20 protein-coding genes and 3 pseudogenes are annotated in these 23000 nt (G+C 69.5%); 17 read left to right on the top strand and 6 right to left on the bottom strand.

Going from position 1 to position 23000, the window contains the following annotated elements:
- The first annotated feature begins 3 nt into the window (after positions 1–3).
- The 12 genes from PV419_RS31160 (at position 4) to PV419_RS31105 (ending at position 12542) form a co-directional block, all read left to right on the top strand.
- Positions 4–987, top strand: coding sequence for an ABC transporter permease (locus tag PV419_RS31160; protein WP_319694641.1), 984 nt, complete (start codon positions 4–6; stop codon positions 985–987).
- Entirely contained in the window at positions 984–1898 is a 915-nt protein-coding gene (locus PV419_RS31155) for an ABC transporter permease (RefSeq protein ID WP_319694640.1), read from the top strand. Before PV419_RS31160 ends, PV419_RS31155 begins: the two co-directional genes overlap by 4 nt.
- Positions 1895–2962 carry an ABC transporter ATP-binding protein gene (locus PV419_RS31150; RefSeq protein WP_319694638.1) on the top strand — a complete coding sequence of 356 codons (1068 nt, stop codon included), beginning with the start codon at positions 1895–1897 and terminating at the stop codon, positions 2960–2962. Before PV419_RS31155 ends, PV419_RS31150 begins: the two co-directional genes overlap by 4 nt.
- A complete protein-coding gene (locus tag PV419_RS31145; RefSeq protein ID WP_319694637.1) occupies positions 2959–3993 on the top strand; it encodes an ABC transporter ATP-binding protein in 1035 nt (344 codons plus the stop codon). The genes PV419_RS31150 and PV419_RS31145 overlap by 4 nt, the downstream gene beginning before the upstream one ends.
- A gap of 79 nt (positions 3994–4072) precedes the next feature.
- A complete protein-coding gene (locus PV419_RS31140) occupies positions 4073–4840 on the top strand; it encodes a GntR family transcriptional regulator (protein ID WP_319694856.1) in 768 nt (255 codons plus the stop codon).
- A gap of 193 nt (positions 4841–5033) precedes the next feature.
- Positions 5034–6023 carry a sugar ABC transporter substrate-binding protein gene (locus PV419_RS31135; RefSeq protein WP_319694635.1) on the top strand — a complete coding sequence of 330 codons (990 nt, stop codon included), beginning with the start codon at positions 5034–5036 and terminating at the stop codon, positions 6021–6023.
- On the top strand, positions 6020–7063 hold the full coding sequence (locus PV419_RS31130) for an ABC transporter permease (RefSeq protein WP_319694634.1): 1044 nt from the start codon (positions 6020–6022) through the stop codon (positions 7061–7063). Before PV419_RS31135 ends, PV419_RS31130 begins: the two co-directional genes overlap by 4 nt.
- Positions 7060–7899, top strand: coding sequence for an ATP-binding cassette domain-containing protein (locus PV419_RS31125; protein ID WP_319694632.1), 840 nt, complete (start codon positions 7060–7062; stop codon positions 7897–7899). Before PV419_RS31130 ends, PV419_RS31125 begins: the two co-directional genes overlap by 4 nt.
- Positions 7900–8148: 249 nt before the next feature.
- Positions 8149–9297 (top strand): ROK family glucokinase, encoded by a 1149-nt coding sequence (locus tag PV419_RS31120; protein ID WP_319694630.1) that lies wholly within the window; start codon positions 8149–8151, stop codon positions 9295–9297.
- Positions 9294–9953, top strand: coding sequence for a hypothetical protein (locus tag PV419_RS31115; RefSeq protein ID WP_319694629.1), 660 nt, complete (start codon positions 9294–9296; stop codon positions 9951–9953). The genes PV419_RS31120 and PV419_RS31115 overlap by 4 nt, the downstream gene beginning before the upstream one ends.
- A 1805-nt stretch (positions 9954–11758) precedes the next feature.
- On the top strand, positions 11759–12097 hold the full coding sequence (locus tag PV419_RS31110) for a MerR family transcriptional regulator (RefSeq protein WP_319694627.1): 339 nt from the start codon (positions 11759–11761) through the stop codon (positions 12095–12097).
- A gap of 241 nt (positions 12098–12338) precedes the next feature.
- The gene (locus PV419_RS31105; protein WP_054230424.1) at positions 12339–12542 is read left to right on the top strand and encodes a cold-shock protein; all 204 of its coding nucleotides are present in this window, start codon (positions 12339–12341) and stop codon (positions 12540–12542) included.
- A 272-nt stretch (positions 12543–12814) separates the two neighbouring features.
- Here PV419_RS31105 and PV419_RS31100 read toward each other — a convergent pair whose 3' ends face one another.
- Entirely contained in the window at positions 12815–13435 is a 621-nt protein-coding gene (locus tag PV419_RS31100; RefSeq protein WP_319694626.1) for a hypothetical protein, read from the bottom strand.
- 352 nt (positions 13436–13787) lie between these two features.
- Between PV419_RS31100 and trhA the strand changes: the two genes are divergently transcribed.
- Positions 13788–14441: a PAQR family membrane homeostasis protein TrhA gene (trhA, locus tag PV419_RS31095; RefSeq protein ID WP_319694625.1), complete on the top strand. Its 654-nt coding sequence runs from the start codon at positions 13788–13790 to the stop codon at positions 14439–14441.
- 378 nt (positions 14442–14819) lie between these two features.
- Here trhA and PV419_RS31085 read toward each other — a convergent pair whose 3' ends face one another.
- A complete protein-coding gene (locus PV419_RS31085) occupies positions 14820–15662 on the bottom strand; it encodes an SDR family oxidoreductase (RefSeq protein WP_319694623.1) in 843 nt (280 codons plus the stop codon).
- Between the two features lie 63 nt (positions 15663–15725).
- Here PV419_RS31085 and PV419_RS31080 point away from each other — a divergent pair, with 63 nt between their 5' ends.
- Positions 15726–16079, top strand: coding sequence for a helix-turn-helix domain-containing protein (locus tag PV419_RS31080; protein WP_319694621.1), 354 nt, complete (start codon positions 15726–15728; stop codon positions 16077–16079).
- Positions 16080–16131: 52 nt separating this feature from the next.
- Here PV419_RS31080 and PV419_RS31075 read toward each other — a convergent pair whose 3' ends face one another.
- Positions 16132–17589 carry a polysaccharide deacetylase family protein gene (locus tag PV419_RS31075; protein WP_319694619.1) on the bottom strand — a complete coding sequence of 486 codons (1458 nt, stop codon included), beginning with the start codon at positions 17587–17589 and terminating at the stop codon, positions 16132–16134.
- Between the two features lie 379 nt (positions 17590–17968).
- A pseudogene (locus PV419_RS31070) lies at positions 17969–19234 on the bottom strand (RICIN domain-containing protein); the annotation flags it as partial.
- Positions 19235–19442: 208 nt separating this feature from the next.
- Here PV419_RS31070 and PV419_RS31065 point away from each other — a divergent pair.
- Entirely contained in the window at positions 19443–19838 is a 396-nt protein-coding gene (locus PV419_RS31065; protein WP_319694618.1) for a nuclear transport factor 2 family protein, read from the top strand.
- A 255-nt stretch (positions 19839–20093) separates the two neighbouring features.
- Here PV419_RS31065 and PV419_RS31060 read toward each other — a convergent pair whose 3' ends face one another.
- On the bottom strand, positions 20094–20540 hold the full coding sequence (locus tag PV419_RS31060; RefSeq protein ID WP_319694616.1) for a helix-turn-helix domain-containing protein: 447 nt from the start codon (positions 20538–20540) through the stop codon (positions 20094–20096).
- Positions 20541–20692: 152 nt separating this feature from the next.
- Between PV419_RS31060 and PV419_RS31055 the strand changes: the two are divergent.
- Positions 20693–21585: pseudogene (locus tag PV419_RS31055) on the top strand (TerC family protein); the annotation flags it as partial.
- A 179-nt stretch (positions 21586–21764) separates the two neighbouring features.
- Positions 21765–22046: a MarR family winged helix-turn-helix transcriptional regulator gene (locus PV419_RS31050; RefSeq protein WP_319694614.1), complete on the top strand. Its 282-nt coding sequence runs from the start codon at positions 21765–21767 to the stop codon at positions 22044–22046.
- 416 nt (positions 22047–22462) lie between these two features.
- Here PV419_RS31050 and PV419_RS31045 read toward each other — a convergent pair.
- A pseudogene (locus PV419_RS31045) lies at positions 22463–22892 on the bottom strand (PPOX class F420-dependent oxidoreductase).
- Positions 22893–23000: the final 108 nt, after the last annotated feature.

Raw genomic sequence — 23000 nt, 5'->3', positions numbered from 1 at the left:
AGCGTGCGCTACGTCCTGAGAAAGCTCGGCTTCTACGCCGTCGCCGCCTGGATGGCGGTCACCGTCAACTTCTTCCTGCCCCGGCTCATCCCCGGCGACCCGGTGCAGCTGATGCTGGCCCGGATGGCGCAGTCCGGGCCCGTACAGCCGGGCCAGGAAGAGGCCCTGGCCAGCATGCTCGGCCTGAGCCACGGCAACATCCTGACCCAGTACTGGGACTATCTGGGCTCCGTGGTCCACCTGGACTTCGGGCTCTCGGTCACCTATTTCCCCAGCCCCGTCACCGATGTCCTCAGCGACGCCCTGCCCTGGACGCTCGTCCTCGTCGGCGCCGCCACCCTGATCAGCTTCGTCCTCGGCCTCACCCTCGGCACCCTCGCCGGCTGGCGGCGCGGCAGCTGGCTGGACTCCCTCGTCCCCTCCACCACCTTCCTCTCCGCCGTCCCCTACTTCTGGCTCGCGCTGCTGCTCCTCTACCTCTTCAGCCAGGTGTGGGGCGTGCTGCCGCTGGGCGGCGGTTACGACGAGACCCTGGACATGGGGCTCAACGGCGACTTCCTCTCCTCCGCCGTCGAACACGCGGTGCTGCCCGCCGCCACCATCGTGCTCAGCTCGGTCGGCGGCTGGATGCTCGGGATGCGCAACATGATGGTCTCCACCCTCGCCGAGGACTACGTCACCGCCGCCGAGGCCAAGGGGCTGCGCCCGCGCACCGTCATGGTCGGCTACGCGGCCCGCAACGCGGTGCTGCCCTCGGTCGCCGGATTCGCCATCTCGCTCGGCTTCATCGTCAGCGGCTCGCTCGTCATGGAGATCGTCTTCTCCTACCCCGGCATGGGCTTCACCCTGCTCCAGGCCGTCGAGAACACCGACTACCCCCTGATGCAGGCGGTCTTCCTCGTCATCACCTTCGCCGTGCTGGCCGCCAACTTCCTGGTGGACCTGGTGTACGGCTTCGTCGACCCCCGGACCAGGCAGGCCCGATGACCGCCACCCTCCCCACCGCCACGATCGCCCCCGAACGCCCCGCGGCCGGACGCGGCCTGCTGCGCCTGGCGCTGCGCTCCCGCCGGCTGGCCCTCGGCCTCGGCGTCCTCGTCGTCTTCGCGCTCACCGCGCTGATCGGCCCGTGGCTCGCCGACGACCCCGAGGCGGTCAGCGTCGACCTGGGCCAGGGCCCCTCCGGGGCGCACTGGCTCGGCACCACCCAGACCGGCCAGGACGTCTTCGCCCAGCTCGTCGTCTCCGCCCGCGGCACCCTTCTGATCGGCGCCGCGGCCGCCGTCATCGCCACGGTCGTCTCCGTCGTCATCGGCATCGGCGGCGGCTTCCTCGGCGGCGTGGCCGACGAGACCATCTCCCTGATCAGCAATGTCTTCCTGGTCATCCCCGGACTGCCACTGGTCATCGTGGTCGCCGCGTACGTCAAGGGCGACGGGGTCTTCTCCACCATCCTGGTCATCGCCCTGACCAGCTGGGCCGCCTCCGCCCGGGTGCTGCGCGCCCAGACCCTCTCGCTGCGCACCCGCGACTACGTCCTGGCCGCGCGTGTCTACGGGGAGAAGCGGTGGCGGATCGTGCTCGTGGAGATCCTCCCCAACGAACTGGCGATCATCGTCTCGCAGTTCATCCACGCGGTGATCTTCGCGGTGCTCACCCAGGCCGGTCTGGCCTTCCTCGGCCTCGCCGACCCCTCCTACCTCACCTGGGGCACGATGCTCTACTTCGCCCAGAACGCGGAGGCCCTGGCCGGCGGCGCCTGGTGGTGGTTCGTCCCACCGGGGCTGTGCATCGCCCTCCTCGGCACCGCCCTGTCCCTCGTCAGCTTCGGCCTCGACGAGGTCCTGGACCCGCGGCTGCGCACCCGCCGCCCGCGCAAGCGGAAGGAAGCGCGATGAGCGACAGCGCCGTGAACGAGAGCGTTGCGAGAGACGACACCGTGCTGCGCGCCGAGCACATCGACGTCACGTACGAGGCGTACGGCGGCGCCCGCCCGACCCGGGCCGTCCGCGACGTGAGCTTCGAACTGCGCCGCGGCGAACTGCTGGGCATCGCGGGCGAGTCCGGCTGCGGCAAGTCCACCCTCGCGTACGCCGTCGCCCGCTGCCTGCAGCCGCCCGCCCGGCTCACCGCCGGCTCCGTGACCTTCCACGGCCGCGACGGCGGCGAGAGCGACCTGCTGACGCTGGAGGGCGAGGCGCTGCGCGCCTTCCGCTGGAACAAGCTGTCCATCGTCTTCCAGAGCGCGATGAACGCCCTCAACCCGGTGACCCGCATCGGCCGGCAGTTCGACGACATCTTCCGCGCGCACCGGCCCGGCATGTCCGGCCCCGAGCGCCATGAGCGCGCCCGCGCCCTCCTCGACATGGTCGGCATCGACCCCGCCCGCGTCCGCGCCTACCCGCACGAGCTGTCCGGGGGCATGCGCCAGCGCGTCGTCATCGCCATGGCGCTCGCCCTGGAACCCGAGGTCGTCATCATGGACGAGCCGACGACCGCCCTCGACGTGGTCGTGCAGCGGGAGATCCTCGACGAGGTGGAGCGGCTGCGCGAGGAGCTGGGCTTCAGCGTCGTCTTCATCACCCACGACCTGTCCCTGCTGCTGGAGATCAGCGACCGGCTGGCGGTGATGTACGCGGGCGGCATCGTCGAGTACGGGCCGAGCGACCGCATCGCGGAGGGCGCGGGCCACCCGTACACCCAGGGGCTGCTGCGCTCCTTCCCCGAGCTGACCGGCGAGCGGCGCGCGCTGCGCGGTATCCCCGGCTCGCCCCCCGACCTGCGCGAGGAGCTGACCGGGTGCCCGTTCGCGGACCGCTGCGAGCGGGCGTTCGAGCCGTGCCGCACGGTCGCCCCGCGCCCGGTGCCGCTGCCCGGCGGGGGCTACGCCGCCTGCCATCTGCACGACCCGGCCCATGCCGCTGCCACGGCAGCGGGGCTGCACGAAGGGAGCCAGCCGTGACCGCACTGGAGGTGACCGGGCTCACCGTCGACTTCCCACAGCCCGGCAGGCGGCCCTTCCGGGCGGTCGAGGGGGTCTCCTTCGCCCTTCAGTCGGGGCGCACCCTCGCGCTGGTGGGGGAGAGCGGCAGCGGCAAGTCGACCGTCGTACGCGCCCTGTCCCGGCTGGTGACGCCCACCGCCGGGGCGGTTCGGCTCGGCGGGGCGCGCCGCACCCGTGGCGCGGACTACCGGCGCGCCGTCCAGATGGTCTTCCAGGACCCGTTCGCCTCCCTCAACCCGGCCCACACCATCGGCCACCATCTGCACCGGCCGCTGCTGGTCAACGGGAAGGCGCGGCGCGGGGACGACGTACGGCAGAAGGCGGAGGAGCTGCTGCGGTCGGTGAATTTGACGCCCCCGGCCGATGTGGCCCGCAAGCGCCCGCACGAGCTCTCCGGCGGACAGCGGCAGCGGGTGGCCATCGCCCGGGCGCTCGCGCCGGGGCCCGAGGTGCTGCTGGCGGACGAGCCGGTGTCGATGCTGGACGTCTCGATCCGGCTGGAGATCCTGGGCCTGCTGGACCGGCTCAAGGACGAGCGGGGTCTCGCCCTGCTGTATGTGACGCACGACCTGGCCACCGCGCGCCACTTCTCCTCCGAGGTGATGGTGATGTACCGGGGGGAGATCGTCGAGCGCGGCCCCAGCGACGAGGTGATCCTCGCCCCCAAGCACCCCTACACCCAGCTGCTCGCCTCGGCCGCGACCGGCTCCGGAACCAACCGGGAGGAGGCGCGCGCGGCGCGGGTCGCCCGGCTCGCGGCGCGGGCGCGGCGGGACGCCGAGCGGCGGGAGATCGTGGTCGGGGACGGCTGCCGGTTCCGGCCGCGCTGCCCGCTGGCCATGGACGCCTGTGCGCGCCGGCCGCCGGAGGCCGAGGTGGGCCCCGGGCACCGCGCCCTGTGCTGGCTGCACGTCCCCGAAGGCACCGGTGGCGGTGACGGCAGCGGTGACAAGAGCGGCGCCGCCGGCGTTATCGGCGATCTCGGATGAGTTGTGCGTAATTTGTCCGGACAACAGAACTTCACGACTTCCCGTCATGTGCTCATCCGGCTACGCTCGCCCCGTGGCAATGCAGGAAGAAGACTCCTCCGGCTCAGCGGAGCCGCTGCAGTTCAGCGTGGACCGCAGCAGCCCCGTCCCGCTGTACTACCAGCTGTCCCAGCAGCTCGAGGCGGCGATCGAGCAGGGGCGGCTGGCCCCGGGCAGCCTGCTCGGAAATGAGATAGACCTGGCCGGACGGATGGGCCTGTCCCGTCCCACCGTCCGCCAGGCCATCCAGTCGCTGGTCGACAAGGGGCTGCTGGTGCGCCGCCGCGGCGTCGGCACCCAGGTGGTGCACAGCCAGGTCAAGCGCCCGCTCGAGCTGAGCAGCCTCTACGACGACCTGGAGACCGCGGGCCAGCGCCCCGCCACCCGCGTCCTGCGCAACACCACCGAGCCCGCGACCGCCGAGGTCGCCGCGGCCCTCGGGGTCGCCGAGGGCACCGACGTCGTGCTGATCGAGCGGCTGCGCCTGGCCCACGGCGAGCCCATGGCCCATCTGTGCAACCACCTCCCGGCGGGCCTGCTGAAGCTGGACAGCGCCGAGTTGGCGGAGACCGGTCTTTACCGCCTGATGCGCGCGGCCGGGATCACCCTGCACAGCGCCCGTCAGACGGTCGGCGCCCGCGCCGCCACCGCGGAGGAGGGCGAGCAGCTGGGCGAGCCGGAGGGGGCGCCGCTGCTGACCATGGAGCGGACGGCCTTCGACGACACCGGCCGGGCCGTCGAATTCGGCTCGCACACCTACCGGGCCTCGCGCTACTCCTTCGAGTTCCAGCTGCTCGTACGTCCCTGAAAGGCCGCCCGAAGAGAAACCGCCCCTGAATCCCCCGGATCCCCGCCGTACACCCCCTGGACCCCGACCGTGCACCGTGACGGATACTTGGGCGGCGCCCGGGCCGCTCAGGCATGCCCGGACGCCGCCGAAACGGGACGTCTTCGAGAAGGGCTGGGTCTTCGTGGCCAGGGTTGGGACAGGGGCACGTGCGTTGACCGCTGCCGTGCTTGCGGCGGTGCTGGGGTTCGCCTCGGCGGGATGCAGCAGTACGGGCGGCAAGCGCGCCGAGGAGCGGGCCGAAAGGGCGGCGAACGCTTCGGGGCGGGCGGCGGTGAACACCCCGAGGATGACCTTCGCCATGGTCACCCACTCCGGCGACGGCGACACCTTCTGGGACATCGTCCAGAGCGGGGCCGAGCAGGCCGCCGTCAAGGACAACGTCAAGTTCCTCTACGCCCACCACGAAGAGGGCAAGGAGCAGGCCCAGCTCGTCCAGACCTACATCGACCAGAAGGTCGACGGGCTGATCGTCACGCTCGCCAAGCCCGATGCCATGAAGACCGTCATCAAGAAGGCGGAGAAGGCGGGCATACCGGTCATCACCGTCAATTCCGGGTCGGCGGAGTCCAAGTCCTTCGGGGCGCTCAGCCACATCGGCCAGGACGAGACCATCGCGGGCGAGGCGGTCGGCGAGGAGCTCAACAAGCGGGGCCGCAAGAAGGTCCTGTGCGTGCTGCACGAGCAGGGCAACGTCGGCCATGAGCAGCGCTGCGACGGCGTCGAGAAGACCTTCGACGGCAAGGTGGACAAGATCTACCCCGAGGGCACCAACATGCCCGACGTCGAATCCTCGATCGAGGCCAGGCTCCAGTCCGACAAGGACATCGACACCGTGGTGACGCTCGGCGCGCCCTTCGCGGCCACCGCCGCCAAGGCGGCGGACCAGTCGGGCAGCGAGGTGGAGATCGACACCTTCGACCTCAACGCCAAGGTCGCCGAGTCGCTCCAGGACGGCACCCTCGGCTTCGCCGTCGACCAGCAGCCGTACCTGCAGGGCTACGAGGCCGTGGACCTGCTGTGGCTCTACCACTACAACGCCGATGTCCTCGGCGGCGGCCAACCGGTCCTCACCGGCCCCCAGATCATCACCAAGGACGACGCCGCCGAGCTGGCCAAGTACACCAAGCGGGGGACCCGATGAGCGCTGACGCGCCGCCGGTGACCAAAGACGAGCGCATGGTCCGCCGCTCGCTGCCGCGCCGCCTGGCCGGCCGCCCCGAGCTCGGCGCGATCGTCGGCGCGGTCGCGGTCTTCGTCTTCTTCTCGGTCGTCGCCGACAGCTTTCTGCAGTGGTCGAGCTTCAGCACGGTGCTGTACGCCTCCTCCACCATCGGGATCATGGCGACGCCGGTCGCGCTGCTGATGATCGGCGGCGAGTTCGACCTGTCGACCGGGGTGATGGTCACCTCCTCCGCGCTGATCTCGTCGATGTTCTCGTACCAGATGACGGCGAACGTCTGGGTCGGCATCGGGGTGTCCCTGCTGGCCACCCTCGCCATCGGGTTCTTCAACGGCTTTCTGCTGGTGCGCACCGGGCTGCCGAGCTTCATCATCACGCTCGGCACCTTCCTGATCCTCCAGGGCTGCAACCTCGGCTTCACCAAGCTGATCAGCGAGACGGTCTCCACCAAGACCATCGCCGACATGGAGGGCTTTCCCGAAGCCCAGAAGGTCTTCGCCTCGCACCTGACGATCGGGGACGTCGATCTGCAGGTCACCGTCCTGTGGTGGCTCGGCCTGGTCGCGCTCGCCACCTGGATCCTGCTGCGCACCCGCGCGGGCAACTGGATCTTCGCGGTGGGCGGCGGCAAGGAGGCGGCCCGCGCGGTCGGCGTGCCCGTGGAGCGCACCAAGATCGGGCTGTACATGGGGGTCGCCTTCGCGGCCTGGATCTCCGGGCAGCACCTGCTGTTCAACTACGACGTCGTCCAGTCCGGCGAGGGCGTCGGCAACGAGTTCCTCTACATCATCGCGGCCGTCATCGGCGGCTGTCTGCTGACCGGCGGCTACGGCTCGGCGATCGGCGCCGCCGTCGGCGCGTTCATCTTCGGCATGGCGAACAAGGGCATCGTGTACGCGCAGTGGAGCGCGGACTGGTTCAAGTTCTTCCTCGGCGCGATGCTGCTGCTCGCCACGATGCTCAACTGGTGGGTTCGCAAGCGGGCGGAGGCCAGCAAATGACCACGACAGACACCTCTACCCGGACGCCGCTGATCGAGCTGCGCGACGTCAGCAAGCGTTACGGCAACGTCAAGGCGCTGCAGGGCGTCTCCCTCGAAGTGCACGCCGGGGAGATCACCTGTGTCCTCGGCGACAACGGCGCGGGCAAGTCCACCCTCATCAAGATCATGGCGGGGCTGCACCGGCACGACGCGGGCAGCCTCACCATCGAGGGCGAAGAGGCCCGGCTCGGCTCGCCGCGCGAGGCCCTGGACCGCGGCATCGCCACGGTCTACCAGGACCTCGCCGTGGTACCGCTGATGCCGGTGTGGCGCAACTTCTTCCTCGGCTCCGAGCCCCGGAAGGGCCGCGGCCCCCTCAAGCGGCTCGACGTGGAGACGATGCGCTCCACGACGCGGGCGGCGCTGCTGCGCATGGGCATCGACCTGCGCGACGTCGACCAGCCCATCGGCACCCTCTCCGGCGGCGAGCGGCAGTGCGTGGCCATCGCCCGCGCCGTCCACTTCGGCGCCAAGGTGCTCATCCTGGACGAGCCGACGGCGGCGCTCGGCGTCAAGCAGTCCGGCGTGGTGCTCAAGTACGTCGCGGCCGCCCGCGACGCGGGCCTCGGTGTGGTTCTGATCACCCACAACCCGCACCACGCCTACCTCGTCGGCGACCGCTTCGTCCTCCTCAAGCGCGGCACGATGGCCGGCAGCCACCTCAAGCCGGAGATCGAGCTCGACGAGCTGACCCGCCAGATGGCGGGCGGCAGCGAGCTGGAACAGCTCAGCCACGAGCTGGCCCGCCCGTCTGAGCCCCGTCCCGAGAAGAGGGACGCGACGAGCGAGCTCTGAGAACGCGCGGCGTACGCCGGGCGCCCCTGGCGCGATCACCCGCCCCGGGGCGGGGCTCGCCATGCGGCGCCCGGTGCGGGTGAGGCACAATCGCACGGCGGGCCCCACCCGCCACGACCACGTACGCCGAGGCCCCGGCCTCCCGAGACCCCCGCAGGGACGACGAACTCTTGTCCGCACGCACCCGCAGCGACCGCACCCTCCACGCCTGCGCCGCCCCGTCGGGCCCGGCCTTGAAGGGGTGAGCCGATGAGTCTTTACCGCGAAAGAGTGCACCGGGGGTCCGCCCGGGCGACCGTGCTGCGCACTGTCGGCACCCGCGAGCGCCGCTCGCACCTCACCGCGCCCCGGGTGCCCACCGTCGGCATCGACATCGGCGGCACCAAGGTGATGGCCGGGGTCGTCGACGCCGACGGCAACATCCTGGAGAAGCTGCGCACCGAGACGCCCGACAAGTCCAAAAGCCCCAAGGTCGTCGAGGACACCATCACCGAGCTGGTGCTCGACCTCTCCGACCGGCACGACGTGCACGCGGTTGGCATCGGGGCCGCGGGCTGGGTCGACGCCGACCGCAACCGCGTCCTGTTCGCCCCGCACCTGTCCTGGCGCAACGAGCCGCTGCGCGACCGCCTCGCCGAGCGGCTCGCGGTCCCGGTGATGGTCGACAACGACGCCAACGCCGCCGCGTGGGCCGAGTGGCGCTTCGGCGCGGGGCGCGGCGAGGACCACCTCGTCATGATCACCCTCGGCACCGGCATCGGCGGCGCCATCCTGGAGGACGGCCAGGTCAAGCGCGGCAAGTACGGGGTGGCGGGCGAGTTCGGCCATATGCAGGTGGTGCCCGCCGGCCACCGCTGCCCCTGCGGCAACCGCGGCTGCTGGGAGCAGTACAGCTCCGGCAACGCGCTGGTCAGGGAGGCGCGCGAGCTGGCCGCGGCCGAGTCCCCGGTCGCGTACGGGATCATCGACCGGGTCGGCGGCAACATCCGCGAGATCACCGGGCCGCTGATCACCGAGCTGGCCCGCGACGGCGACGCCATGTGCATCGAGCTGCTGCAGGACATCGGCCAATGGCTCGGCGTCGGCATCGCCAATCTGGCGGCTGCCCTGGACCCCTCCTGCTTCGTCATCGGCGGCGGCGTCAGCGCGGCCGACGACCTGCTGATCGGCCCGGCCCGGGACGCCTTCCGGCGCACCCTGACCGGCCGCGGCTACCGGCCGGAGGCCCGTATCGTCAAGGCCCAGCTGGGCCCCGAGGCGGGCATGGTCGGCGCCGCCGACCTGGCCCGGCTGGTCGCCCGCCGGTTCCGCCGCGCCAACCGGCGCCGCGTGGAGCGCTACGAGCGCGCCGGGGCCACCCCGTGGCTGGCGTCGCGCGGCCAGGCAGAGCGCCAGTGACCGCCGCCGAGCAGCGCCCCGCCGCGCCCACCGCCCCCGCCAACGGCACCGCCGCCTCCGCCAACGGCACCACCTCCGCCGCCTCCGCCAACGGCGCCCCGCCGCCGGGCCGCCGGGCCGCCGGGGAGCGGCCCGGCGACGGCGGCCGCCGGTCGCGCCGCTGGCTCAAGGCGCTGGTGGTCTTCCTGCTGATCACGATCCCGGCGGGCTATATGGTCATCTCCGCCCTCCAGAGCCGCAACAGTGGCGAGGACAAGCAGGAAAACGCCTCGGCGACCGGCCTCACCGCGGGCTGGCCCAGCAAGGTCCAGCGGCGCATCTACGACATGTGGATCCCGTCCTACTCCGACGACGTGGCGTTCTACGAGACCAACTCCTGGAAGACCAGCTCGCTCTACGTGCAGTTCGTCACCTCCGTCCAGGGCCTGGACCGGTTCCTGGTCCGGCTCGGCACCGACCGTGCGGAGCTGAAGGACGGCAGGATCACCATCGACGCCGACGACGCGAGAAAGGTCGGCTGGCGGATCGGCGGCGACGAGGACTGGGCCGGGATGGTGCTCAAGCAGAAGGAACCCCAGCCTGAGTTGGACATCACCGTCGATTTCGACAACCGGCGCCACCCCAAGGTGTACGTCGTCTCCACCGTGACGCCGTAGCCGCCCACCGGCCGGGGGCACTTCCCCGCGGTAGCTGGGAGGGGCACTTCCCCGCGGTAGCTGGGAGGGGCACTTCCCCGCGGTAGCTGGGAGGGGGCACCTCCCAGCGGTAGCTGGGAGGGGGCACCTCCCAGCGGTAGCTGGGGGAAAACCAAGCCCTGGAAAAGGGGCCGTTGGGCCAGGGCCTGATCTCCGCCGGGACCGTCGGATACCGTGACCCGGTGAGCGAGACGCAGACTCTTCAATACCGGTTCGACGGCCCCGAGGACGGGCCGGTCCTCGTCTTCGGCCCGTCGCTGGCACTACATGGCACAGGTTCCTAGGGAGCGTCGACCCTGTTCGTGAGACGTGCGTGAGAGCGCCGGTGATACGGCAGAGCCCCGCCGGGATGGCCTGGCGAATCCTCTGTGCGCGGTGGGTTACGACGGCGCGCAGCGTCCAGGGTTGGCTGTGTCCGCGACGTCGGGGGCCAGGGCCGGCTGCCGCAGACCTTCGAGGACGGACCGTGCCGTATCGCGTGCGTCTGCAACGCCGCTTGTGGAACGGACGGTTGTGGCGTTGACGGTCATCGTGTTCATCGGGGTCACCCTGGTCTCTGGATCGTCCATGCCCGGCCTTCGCCTACCCAACCCGTGTGCCCCGCCCCTCCACCCGGCAACCCGGCAGACCACGGAGTTTGCCACAGGGACTGAGGACCATAGTCGACGCATGGCGGCGCGCTGCCCTGAGCCCGTGTTTCGGCGGCCCGACGGTCTGCTCGCGTCGCGGGCCGCGCCGGTCAGCCAGGCGGCCCATCCGCTGCGATGCCGTCGGCTGGGCGAGCACGAGAGAGTGGCCGCGGGACGAGGGGCACATCCCCGGCAGGGCACTGACGCGGCAGCAGGAACGTCAGCCTGCGGATCGCGGCACCTGCGCGCACGCTTCCACGAGCTGCTCGATCATCCTGGGATCGTCACGGGCGGCGCAGTCCTCGTGCCAGGCCCGTGACCGGCCGGCCTGCGGGGGAGTAACGGATGGAAACGTCCGTCCCGGCCGGTGGTCTCCGTCATGAGATGCCCATGTGGGACCCATGGACCGGTCGAGGCGGATTACCTCATCTTCGATCAGGCGGAAATCTATGCCAGCCACAGTAGACATAGGAGGGTGATGTGGTTATGGTTTCTCTCGTAGTCGAGATCGAGCGAGGCCCGGCAGAGATGAACTGCCGGGCAGTAGTACAGACAGTTGCAGTTCGCAGGACGGTGCGGTGGCGGAGTTCCGAAGCCAGAGCAGTTGCAGGACGGTGACGGGACTGGCCATCGGACCGGGCGGCCCGCGGTGATCAGGGGCCGCCGTGGACAGTAGTGCAGCAGTGCAGTAGTCAGTGGTTCCTCGGTAAAGGCGTCAGCTGCGGGCGCGCGTGCCGGGAAGTTCGGCAGCGGGGTTCCAAGCCAGGGCAGACGCAGGATGGGCGACGGGGCTGGCTGCCGAAGAGTGGCGCTGTTCGAGGCCACCAGCAGTTCGCAGTACCAGTAGTACGCAGTTTCCGTAGTGAGTAGTTGATCAAGAGGGAAGAACGGAGGAGCCGAGCGCCATCAGGATCGCCCGGGTGGAAGTCTTGAGCCCGGGTACCGCAGGACATCGATAGTGAGGTGGTCTCCGGTCAAGCAACCGCGATCCCCGCGCCCCCGACAGCATCTCGGTCGGGTCTGCGGAAACAGAGGGCCGGTGCAGTATCAGGGCCGGCAGATGGTGTAGCAGTTCCTTCGGGGCCCTGGCGCCAGTACGGTGCCAGGGCCCCTCCATGTGTTCCAGAGAGAGGTGCAATGACAGCAGACGACTCGTACGGCCGTCTCGATGACGACGACTACCCCGCCTACACCATGGGTCGGGCCGCCGAGATGCTCGGCACCACGCAGAGCTTCCTCCGTGCCATCGGCGAAGCCCGCCTCATCACCCCACTCCGCTCCGCAGGCGGCCACCGCCGCTACTCCCGCTACCAGCTGCGCATCGCCGCCCGCGCCCGGGAACTCGTCGACCACGGCACCCCTATCGAGGCCGCCTGCCGCATCATCATCCTTGAAGACCAGCTCGAGGAAGCCCAGCGCATCAACGCCGAATTCCGCCGCGCCACCGAATCAGCGAAACCGACCGCAGCAGCATGAGATAAGCGTGCCCGTCCGCGTCGGCCGGCACCGCACGCACGGTCTGCCGTGCGGTGTGATCGTTTCCTATGGTGACGTGGCGTGTGGGCGTGTAGCGTTCTGTGTCAGCTGTCGTGGTTCGGATTTTCCCTGCCCCGCGCCTTTGGTGTGGGCGTTTTGCTGTGCTGTGCCGCAGGGACCAGGGCGATCACCTCTGCCTTCCATGGAGTGGGAGGCGTTCATCGGCTGGAGGGCATAAGACATGGCAACGGGAACTGTGAAGTGGTTCAACGCGGAGAAGGGTTTCGGCTTCATCGCCCAGGACGGGGGCGGCCCGGATGTCTTCGCGCACTACTCCGCGATCAACTCCTCGGGCTTCCGTGAGCTCCAGGAGGGCCAGCTCGTGACGTTCGACGTCACCCAGGGGCAGAAGGGTCCGCAGGCCGAGAACATCAACCTGGCCTGACCTCGCAGCCCTGCCCAGGGATCGCGCACACTGCGTCCGGTGAGCGCCGCCCGTGCGGGCTTTGCCGTCCACCGGGCGAAGCGCCTGCTCTCGTGCCGGGCGTGCTCAGGATCAGGGGCCGTGCAGCCATTGCTGCGCGGCCCCTGATCCGTTGAGGCGGAGGCGGGTGCGACCTCGGCCCGAACTTCCTGACCTCAGTTGCTTCGAGCGTCGTCCGGTTCGGGTGCCGCATGCCCCGCGCCGCTGTTCGCGCAGTTTGGAGCAGCAGACGGTCAGGTGCCCGTCCAGGCGTCGAGGAAGGCTTGCCGTCCAACCGAATCGTCCCATCTGCGGTCCGCATGCAGAACGCGCCAGGCGGTGAGCTCGAGATCTCGGAGCCACAACTCGCCGATGACCTGTGTCTTGAGGTCAGGCAAATGGTCGGACTCGGCGAGGGCTTGACCGATCACCTCCCCGGCCGCTACGCGCTGGGGCGGGGTCATCTCGTCGAAGGCCGAGAGGATCTGCCTGGCCAGGGCGGTTCCCTCTCCTTCAAGAGAACGCAGCACCTGAGCCTTCATGTTGGCGGGTAGCAGGTACGCGGTGCCCGAGGACCTCCACAGGTCCGACCAGAAGCGTTCGCCTGCCTCGGTGGGGACAGGCAGCGCGGCCAGCAGTCCGAGGAGGTGGCCGGTGGCCGCATAGCCGTCGGAGTGGGCAGCTGCGACGACTGCGATGCCTGCTACGCGCTCCACATCGAGTTGATCGGCTTCGAGACGCGAAGCCAGACCCAATTGATGTTCCAACTGGTGTGCCAGGGCGGCGGACACGTGGGGGCGGACCTCAGGAAGCATCGGCGATCCTTGCGCGTAGGCGAGCGGAGATGCCCGTTCGTAAACCCTGATCTTTCCCATGGCCGGCCGATCTACTCGGCTTGGGCAGGCCCAATCGGCGGCAGGGTCAACGGGGCTGTAGTTTACGCGGTGGCGAGCCGGCCCGATGGCCCTGGGGTTCTGGACCGACCTCCCATGGTGCTGCCAAAGTGAGGTCTTTTAGCATTACTGCATTACTACATTAGTGTATCACCGTATTACTGTAAGTGACGCCCAGTCGCCGGAGGGAGAACGAGAAGCTGTGTCCCGTGACGCCGCTGGAGTCGAATACGGTCACGTCGCCTCAGCGCCCGGAGAGCGCCGTGAAGACGGGCTACCCGACGGATCGCAAGGCGGACATGCAGGGGAGAAGGCTCACTCGGTTGCCGCCCTGGTGGAGCGGGCGGCCGACCTGGCCGAACCGGTCAAGCCGAAATTGCGTGGCTGGCTCCATGCCGGAATGGTCCCCGCCGCACTGATCGCGGGCGTCGTACTCATCTGCCTGGCCCGTACTCCGCAGGCAGTCCTGGCCTGCGCCGTGTACTCGGTCACCGCCTGGCTGCTGTTCGCAACGAGCGCCGTCTACCACCGCGGCACCTGGGGGCCGCTGGGCGAGGCGCTTCTACGACGACTCGACCACGCCAACATCTTCCTGATCATCGCCGGCACCTGCACCCCCCTGGCCGTGCTCCTCCTCCGGCCGGAACAGCGGTCCATGCTGCTGTGGATCGTATGGACTGGAGCATTGGCCGGCCTAGTGTTCCGGGTCCTGTGGGTCGGAGCTCCGCGGTGGCTGTACACCCCGTGTTATCTGGCCCTGGGGTGGGCGCCGGTGCGCTACCTGCCCGACTTCCTGCACACCGGCGGAGCAGCCGTAGTCGTCCTGATCGTTGTCGGCGGTCTCCTCTACAGCGCGGGCGCGGTCGTCTACGCCCTACAGCGGCCCGACCCCTCACCCCGCTGGTTCGGCTACCACGAGGTCTTCCACGCCCTGACCGTGGCAGCCTTCACCGCGCACTACATCGCCATCTCCCTGGCCACCTACTGACCGCGACAGCGTCCGGGCTCGCGCCGCTGGTCACACACGTTGCGGCGTGCTGCACCGCGAACGGGCCGGGCGGTGGCCCAGGCATCGGTCCGTAGCTGACCCGCGACGGAGGAGCCTCGAGTTCGAGGCGGAAGGCGTCAGGGAACCGCGAGGCCAAGACACCGACCTTGCGCGGCACACGGTCGGTGTCCTGGAAGCGCTCTACGTCGGCACGACCACGGACCAGCCCGGCTTCGCGACGGTCGCGGTCGGCCTGCCGACCCGGCACCGGCTGGTGTTCGTCCACAGTGGCCCGAGCGGGCAATGCCCCGACCGGCTGATGGTCGGCCCGCGGATGTCAGATCGGTGCTTGTGCGGTGGTGGGCGCCTCCCGGCCGGTCACAGACCCATGTCCGCCAGCCATTCCGTTGTGGTCCGGGGCGTGACATCCAGCAGCTTCTGGGCGGAGTTCTCCGGCGTGATCGAGCGGCCCGGTATCGCGCTCATGGCGCGGTACGCCTCCGCGACGCCTGCGGCGGGACCTTCGCCGATCAGGGGTGCCACGGACGTGCGGAACTCATCAGGGCTGATGGTCTCGAAGACCACGTCCCGCCCGAGCCCGGCGGCGAACGCCGCGGCCAGGTCGGGCCCGGTGATCGCCGGATACTGCCCGACGGAGACCACGCCGGTGAGGCCCGGGCGGTCGAACAGGGCGAGCGTGACGTCGGCGATGTCCAGGTGGGACACCCAGGAGACGGGGAAGTCGGCCCGGATCGGGTAGGGCAGTACGCCGCGCTCACGGACCGAATCGATGACGTACGGCATGAGCAGGTTTTCGAGGTACAGCTCGGGGGCGATCACCGCATGGGACACCCCGCTGTCCGCCAGGCCGAAGGCCAGCGTGGCGGCGGCGCCGCCGGTGGCCGGGTCGATCGGGGAACCGCTGGTGGAGAACACCACGCGGCCCGGCCGGGCTTCACGGACAGCCGTGAGGATGTTGTTCGCGAAGGCCAGGCGATCCTCCTCCGCACCCACCGGCAGGTGGACGAACACCCCGTCGGCGCCGCGGTAGGCATCGGTCAGGTCGGTGACGGAGGAGTAGCTCGCGGCCACAACGCGTGCGCCGTCCACGGCGGCGTCCGGGTTGCGGGTCAGCGCGGTCACGGACCTGCCGTCGGCAGTGAGAGTGGCAGCGACAGGGGCACCCTGGGCGCCGGTGGCGCCATGGATCACGTAGGTCATGCGGCTATTAGTGCACAGGATGCACCGGTTACATCAACTGCACTAATGGGCTACTGTCGAAAAGTGACCAGTCCCTGTCTTCCCGAGTGCGGTGTGGCCCGGTTCCTCACCCTTCTCAACGGTCCCTGGGCCACCCTCATCGTGCGCGAACTGCTCAAAGGCCCTCACCGCTTCACCGAACTGCGCCAGGCCCTGCCCGGCATCAGCCCTCACACCCTGACCAGCCGACTGCGCCAGTTCGAGACCTACGGCATCGTCACCCGCACCACCTACGCGGAGATCCCCCCGCGCGTCGAGTACGAACTCACCCCCCTCGGCGCGGGGTTGCGCGACGTTCTCGACGTCATGGCGACCTGGGCCGATTCGGTCCCCGTCCCGCAGGACACGCAGGTCGTTCGCAAACTGTCCGACCTGTAAGGCAGCCTGCGGGGCACGTCGGCCGGAAACGTGAGGCTGCCTCATGGGCCGCTCAGAGGGTCGCTCGCAGGTGGCTGACGGTGACGAAGTGGTAGCCGCGGGCGGTGAGGGTGCGCAGGATCTCGGGAACGGCGGCGACCGAGGTGGGGTGGATGTCGTGGATCAGGACGACGTCGTTGGGTTCGGCTTGGGAGATGACGGTCTGGGCGACCTTGGCCGGGTCGTGGGTCTTCCAGTCGAGGGTGTCCATGTCCCACAGGACGGGGGAGAGGCTGGTGGCCGCGCGGACCTTGCCGTCGATCGCGCCGTACGGCGGGCGGAAGAGCGTCGGCTCCTTGCCCGTGGCGGACTTGATCGCCGCGCTGGTGCGCTCCAGCTGGGAGCGGATCTGGGCGGGGGTGAGGTTGGTGAGGACCGGGTGGTTCCAGGAGTGGTTGGCGACCTCGTGGCCTGACTTCATCTCGGCGCGGACGATGTCCGGGTGAGCGGCGACGTTCTGTCCGACCACGAAGAAGGTCGCCCGCGCCTTGTACTGGGCGAGGTACTTGAGCAGCGTTCCCGTCTCGGGGGCGGCGGGCCCGTCGTCGAAGGTCAGGGCGATGCACTTGGCCTTGGAGCAGTCCGTGGTGTCCGCGCCCGGGTCCGGCTGTGCGGAGGCGGACGGGGCGGGTGTGTGTGCGGCGCCGAGGTCGAGCTTGTCGTCCGGGTCGGTGGTCTGCTTCTGGGCGCGGCTGCCGAAGTCGGACAGCCACGGGGTGACCGTCGCTCTGGGGAGGGTGACGGAGATGCGGCCGGCCGGGGGGAAGCCGACCGTGCCCCGGTCGAAGTCCACCTTCAGATCGCCGTCGGCGGTGAAGGCCATGTCGTCCAGGTAGGCGTCCCGGTACTCCTGGTCGCCGAGCGCCGCCTCGACGGTGTCGGGGGTGACCCCTTCCCGCTTCTCCAGGCGCTTCTTCAGAGCCGCGACGAAGGTGTCCCGGGAGCTGTTCGCGATGAGGCCGGGGGACGGCCGGTATTTCTTGGCGGCACCGTCGTACCAGTACGCCCTGGTGTCCAGGCCGTCCGCGTTCGACGTACGGTCCACCGTCGCCAGCCGGACGCCCAGCACGTCACCGGAGGCCACAAGGAACGAGAAGCTGACGTTCAGCTCGGGCCCCTCCGACCCGTCCGCGCCACCGCAGCTCGGCGGGGCGCCGATGTCCTCGCCGAGGAAGCCCGCGAGACGTCCCGCCACTTGCTTCTTCATTGCGGCTGTCATCGCGTCGGCGCCGGGCACGTCCGGGTAACTCGTGGCCCAGGGGCAGGAGCGGTCGGTGCTGCTGTCGCTGACGATGTTCACGCCCTTGAGCTTGGTCAGGTCGACCTGGGTGCCGGTGTCGTTCCCTCCGGTCCGGGACGGGCTGTCCGGGGAGGGCGCCGAGTCCGCCGGTGGTGAGCCGGTGGAGCAGGCGGCTGTCAGGGCGAGCGAGCCGAGTAGGAGGAGGACAGGGGCGAGGGTGCGTCTGGGCATGCGGGAACCTGGGTGCGTGAGGTGCCGAGGGGGCCGGTCGAGGTGTGCGGTGCGGGAGCTGTCATGGCGCTGCGGCGTCCCGCTGCGATGCCTTGCGAAGGGCAAGGGCTTTCATATCGCCGGGTCAAGCTATGTTTTCGGCCGGTCTGCCGCAACCCCCGTCGCTCGCCGCCGTCCCAAGTGTGACCACTCTCGCTCCGGCCGCTCCGCAGGGAGCTGTCGCTGACCGTGTCGTACAAGGGCGGCTCGAGCGGGCGGGCCGGCATCAATAGGGCGCTGATGCGGCCGGCGCCGAGGGCGGGCGCCCGCACGGCTCGGGTCTGGGCAGAGTCCGGTGGGTCGCCGATCCGTGGTACGCAGGATTCCGTAGTCTTTCAGGTCAGGGCAGAACGATCTGCCATTGCTGCCGCGTTTGTGACGTGTACGGCTGCTGCTCGATGTTGGCTCCGTCGGCGGTGCTGCCCTCGTCCACGCCGAGGCAGAGCCCGCTGTAGCGGTTGATGAGGAAGTAGTACCCGCCACCGGTGGGCGTGACGGCCCAGTGCTGCTGGGGGACGCCGAAGTCCGCATAGATGGCCACATTGCCGCCGTCGTCGCGGGAGAGCCCGGCCACTTCCATGAGCTTGGCGCTGCTGACGCCCTTGATCTCGTAGTAGCCGTCGCCGGTGGAGGCGAAGATCCACTTCTGGTTGTTCCGGTTCAGCCAGGGCCACTGGAGGATGTTGGTGCCGTTGGCGGTTCCGTTCCCGCTGACGTCGGCGACGTTGCCGCTGTTGCGGTTGACCAGCCGGTACACGGTGCCGTCGCCCGGCAGGACCCTGGAGACAAGGCCAGGCTTGGCCGTTCGGCCACCGATCCGGATGCCGCCGACGTTGGCGTAGCCGCCGGTGGCCGCGTTTGCCTGGATCCGGACGAAGCCCACGTTCCGGGCGGGCCACTCGACCACCTTGGTCTTGCGATTCCCGGCCCAGGTGCCGGTGGCGACCTGGGTGAAGTTCGTGCCGTCGGTGCTGGTGTGGATGGTGTACGAGGTGATGTCGCCGTCGGTGGAGTCGTTGCGGTTCCACTGCTTGGGCAGGTACTCCAGGGTGGAGACGTTGCTCCACACACCACCCAGGTCGATCGTGAGCGCGTTGGGCAGGGGCGAGGAGAGCCCCCAGGTCGACCAGCAGGTCTCGTAGCGGACGTCGCTCAGTCCGTCGATGGCGTTGAGCGGCCCCTCGCCGGTGCGGAAGGCGGTCGCGTACGCGTTGACCGGCGTGACGGGGTGCTCGGCGCGCAGCGGCTGGGTGGGCAGCGGTGGCCTGGAGGTGTTCGGGCTCCAGGCGGCGCCCACTTCGGCGAGCCGGTTGACGATGTTGGTGTCCAGCAGGCCGTTGCGGTTGGGCGGGCAGTTCAGGATGAACGAGGTGTACTTCGGCTCCAGGTCGGCCAGGTGCGACAGGACCGCGGCTTTGCTCATGAGGCTCTCGGTCGGGGTGGAGGGGTGCCAGAACCAGCCGTTGCTGATGGTCTGTCCCTGCATTCCGGCGTAGGTGTTGCCCGCCGGGGCCGTTACCCCCAGCGGCTCCTCGAAGAAGATCGCGTCGCTGAGGAAGGGCTCCGACAGTCCGCCGATGTCGATCACGACGCAGTCCGGCTGCAGTTGCGGATCGAGAGCGCGCGTATCGCAGGGTCTGGCTCTTCTCGGCGGGACAGCAGGTCGAGGGCGAATGCTGGGGCAGTGCCCGAGGGGCAGGTCTGCCGATCCTGACCGCGCGTCATTGATCCACCCCGAGTCGCGCACGCGCCTCGCATCCAAGCCGTAACGGCAATCGCACTGCCTCCACGTCGGAGGCGTAAGGAGTGTTGTCATGACCAGCAAGAACGTCGATATCGCGGGTGAATACTTCCAGGCCGTGCAGCAGGGCGACCTGGCCAAGGTGGGGGAGTTGCTGGACGAGCAGGTCGTCTGGCATCAGCCGGGCGCCAACCGGTTTTCCGGTGAGCACAAGGGGCGCGACGCCGTCTTCGCGATGCTCGGCGGGATGATGGAGGCCAGTCAGGGTTCTTTCGCCATCGACAAGATCGACGCTCTCATGGGCAACGGCGACATGGTGGCCGCCTCGATCCACTTCGCCGGGCGGCGCGAGGACGCGTCCATGAGCATGGACGGCGTGGATGTCCTGCGCCTGAAGGACGGCAAGATCGTCGAGATGTGGCTGTTCTCCGGCGACCAGGTGGCCGAGGACGCCTTCTGGGGACAGTAGGCCGTCCGCATCCTTCCCGGACGGGAGTCGTCCTGCAAACTTCGGGCGCGCGGACCGCGGCGGCCGACACGGCCGTCGGCGAATCCGCCGCCGACGATCAGGATCCGCCCTGTTTGACCAGATCGACGATCTGCGGGGTGAACACGCTGGGGGAGCTGTCCCCCTGGACGATGCCGCGCAGGCTGCGCCTGAACACGAGTACCGCGGTGATCGTCGTGCAGCCGGCGACGAACGGACGTCATGGCGGCAGCGAGTTCAGGACGCCGTACCGTCAGGCCCACCGTCACGACGCATCGCCAATTCGTTACCTTCGGTAACTAGTGACGGTCGCTGGCGGGCGTCGTAGCTCTCGCGTGCCGCGAGTACCTCGGCGAAGTGTTCCTCGGCCCAGCGGCCCAGTGCCTGAAGCGGGGCATACAGAGTGCGCCCCAATGCGGTCAACTCGTACTCGACCCGGGGCGGGATCTCGCCGTACACGTGCCGGGTGACGAGTCCGTCGCGCTCCAGGTCCCGGAGCGTCTCGGTGAGGACCTTGGCGCTGATGCCGTCGACTCTGGTGCGCAGGTCGCGGAAGCGCATGGGGCCTGCACTGAGCGCGATGACCACCATGGCCGTCCACTTGTTGGCAATGCGGGCGAGCGAGGTACGGGACGGGCAGGTCGCCGTCATGACATCGAAGGCCGGAAATTGTGGGAGCGTCATACGCCCTCATTGGTTGCGTTGGGTCGGCTATTGCCGGCGGTAAGCATAAGGCCCGGCAGGCAGCATCTTTACCGAGGACGTCGTCTGGCGCCAGCCCGGTGTCCACCCCTTCCCCGGCGGCCACCGCGGCAGGATGATCCAGAGCACTCGGCGACTTCTTCGTCGGCCGCAAGCCGCACGACGTGTCCATCAGAGAAGCCGGAACGTGGACGCTGGTGTGGGTCGTCCTGGCCGTGCTGTTCGGGCTGGGGCTGTGGTACTTCGGTGGGAGCGGGCCCACGGGCGAGTTGTTCGCCGGGTACATCACCGAGAAGTCGCTCAGCGTCGACAACCTCTTCGTGTTCGTCCTGACATGGGGAAGTTCGCGGTGCCCTCGCAGTACCAGCAACGGGTGCTGATGGTGGGCGCCCTGATGGCTCTTGTGTTGCGGGCCGTGTTCATCGCGGCCGGCGCGGCGATCATCTCCGCTTTCTCCTGGGTGTTCTACCTCTTCGGCGCCTTCCTGATCTGGACCGCCTGGAAGCTGGTCCAGGACGCCCGCGCCCAGGACCACGAGGAGGAGTACTGGGAGAACAAGCTGCTGAAGATGGCGGAGCAGCGCTTCGGGGTTGCCGACCGCTACCACGGCACGAAGCTGTTCATCAGGGAGAACGGCAAGCGGGTCATGACGCCGATGCTGGTCGTGATGCTCGCGATCGGTTCCACCGACGTGCTGTTCGCCCTGGACTCCATTCCCGCCATCTACGGGCTGACCCAGGATCCGTACATCGTCTTCACCGCCAACGCCTTCGCCCTGATGGGCCTGCGCCAGCTGTACTTCCTCATCGGCGGCCTGCTGAAGAAGCTGGTCCACCTCTCCCACGGCCTGTCGATCATCCTCGGCTTCATCGGCGTGAAGCTGGTGCTGCACGCCCTTCACGAGTCGGGCGTCCACGTCCCCGAGATCGGCATCCCCTTCTCGCTGGGCTTCATCGTGCTCGTCCTGGCCGTCACCACGATCACCAGCCTGCGCGCCTCGAGGAAGGCGGCGGAGGAGGCCGGGTAGACCGTCTGGTGCATCACCGAGGCATCAGAGCGGTTCTCGTCCTCGAAGGTGAGCCGAGCCCTGTGCGAGCGGCGGAGCGTCCAGGTGACGGAACACGCCGTGGCGCTGATGGTGGTCACGGGGGATCCTCACGGTCGTTCCGTCCTCCGGGCGGTCTTCAGCTCACGTGGTTCGAGGTGATGCAGCTGCTCGCCAGGCGCTCGGGATGCCGGATCCAGGACGTGGCGGAGGAGTTCGGGATCACGGTCGGCGGGACGAGCAAGGTGGTCGACCGTATCGAGGCTGCCGGTTACTGCGCGCGGCGCGCCAATCCGAACGACCGTCGCTCCTCGCTCGTCGAGCTCACACCCGCCGGCCGACGAGTGGTGGAAAACGCCATGAAGGCCTTCGAGGCAGAACTCGATGCACGCAGCGGCTCCGTGCTCCCCGAGCGGGAATTGGAGAGGTTCGCCGCGACCTGAGCGCGCTCAGGGCGGCCGGGCGTGCGGTGAGCGCAGGTCAGAAGTTGGCGTAGGGGACGTACGGCTCGATCTAGACAGGGCTCGGCGGCCCTGGTGGTTGAACCGGCGGTGTTGCCCACCTGTCCATCGGCCTCCGACGACGCCGGCCGTCTGCGACAGCCTGGACACCGCCGGACGGGAAGGCCGCGCCCGTGGACTGCGGGACCAGCCTGTAAACCGGTGCAGGGCAGTTCGTCCGCCTGGGCAGGCCGCTGCCCGGCCTCGCGGTGGCCTACGAGCAGTCCATCGTGGCCCCCCTTCTGGATCTTCCCGCCGACGCCCACACCCTGACCGGGGAGGCGCTGTAGATGTGGGCGAAGGAGCAGGCCGAACGGGCTCCGGCATCGAGGTGAGCCTGCTGCTCCGCGCCGGCAGGATCAATCGGCGATGCCGGCAAAGGCGATGGCCTTCTCGATGTGGGCGAGGACGAGGAGGTTTCCCGGGCCGCCGTTGCGGGCGGCGTACTCCTCGGCACGGTCCTCACCCATGTAACGGGCGCCGAGGCGCCCGGACCACTGCAGCGTCTCGTCGGGGTCCACGGAGATCTCGGCGCGGCCCTGGAGCATGACGAAGGCGTAGGGAGGCTGGTCCTGGTCCACGCACAGAGCGAACCGGCCGTCCCGGGCCAGGATGCGGCCCTTGACCCCGTCCGTCCTTCTCCGTGTTGAACACCACATGGTCCCCGTCGAGCAGGAACCACACCGGCGTGACGTGCGGGCTGCCGTCGGCCCGGGTGGTGGACAGCTTGCCGGTGCGGGTGCCCGCGGAGACGAAGGCACGCCACTGCTGGTCGGTCATCCTGCGCATGAATCTGCCCCTTCTGATCGGGCGCCGGGGCGGGGGGGGGGGGGGGGGGGGGGGGGGCCGGCCCCCCCCCCCGCCCCCCCCGGCGCCGGGCGGTGGCCAGAGGGGGGG

The organism is Streptomyces sp. ME19-01-6 (assembly GCF_033793745.1).
Classification (GTDB): Bacteria; Actinomycetota; Actinomycetes; order Streptomycetales; family Streptomycetaceae; genus Streptomyces.
The sequence above is the reverse complement of the archived record's forward strand: the minus strand, read 5'-3'. Positions and strand labels throughout refer to the sequence as shown.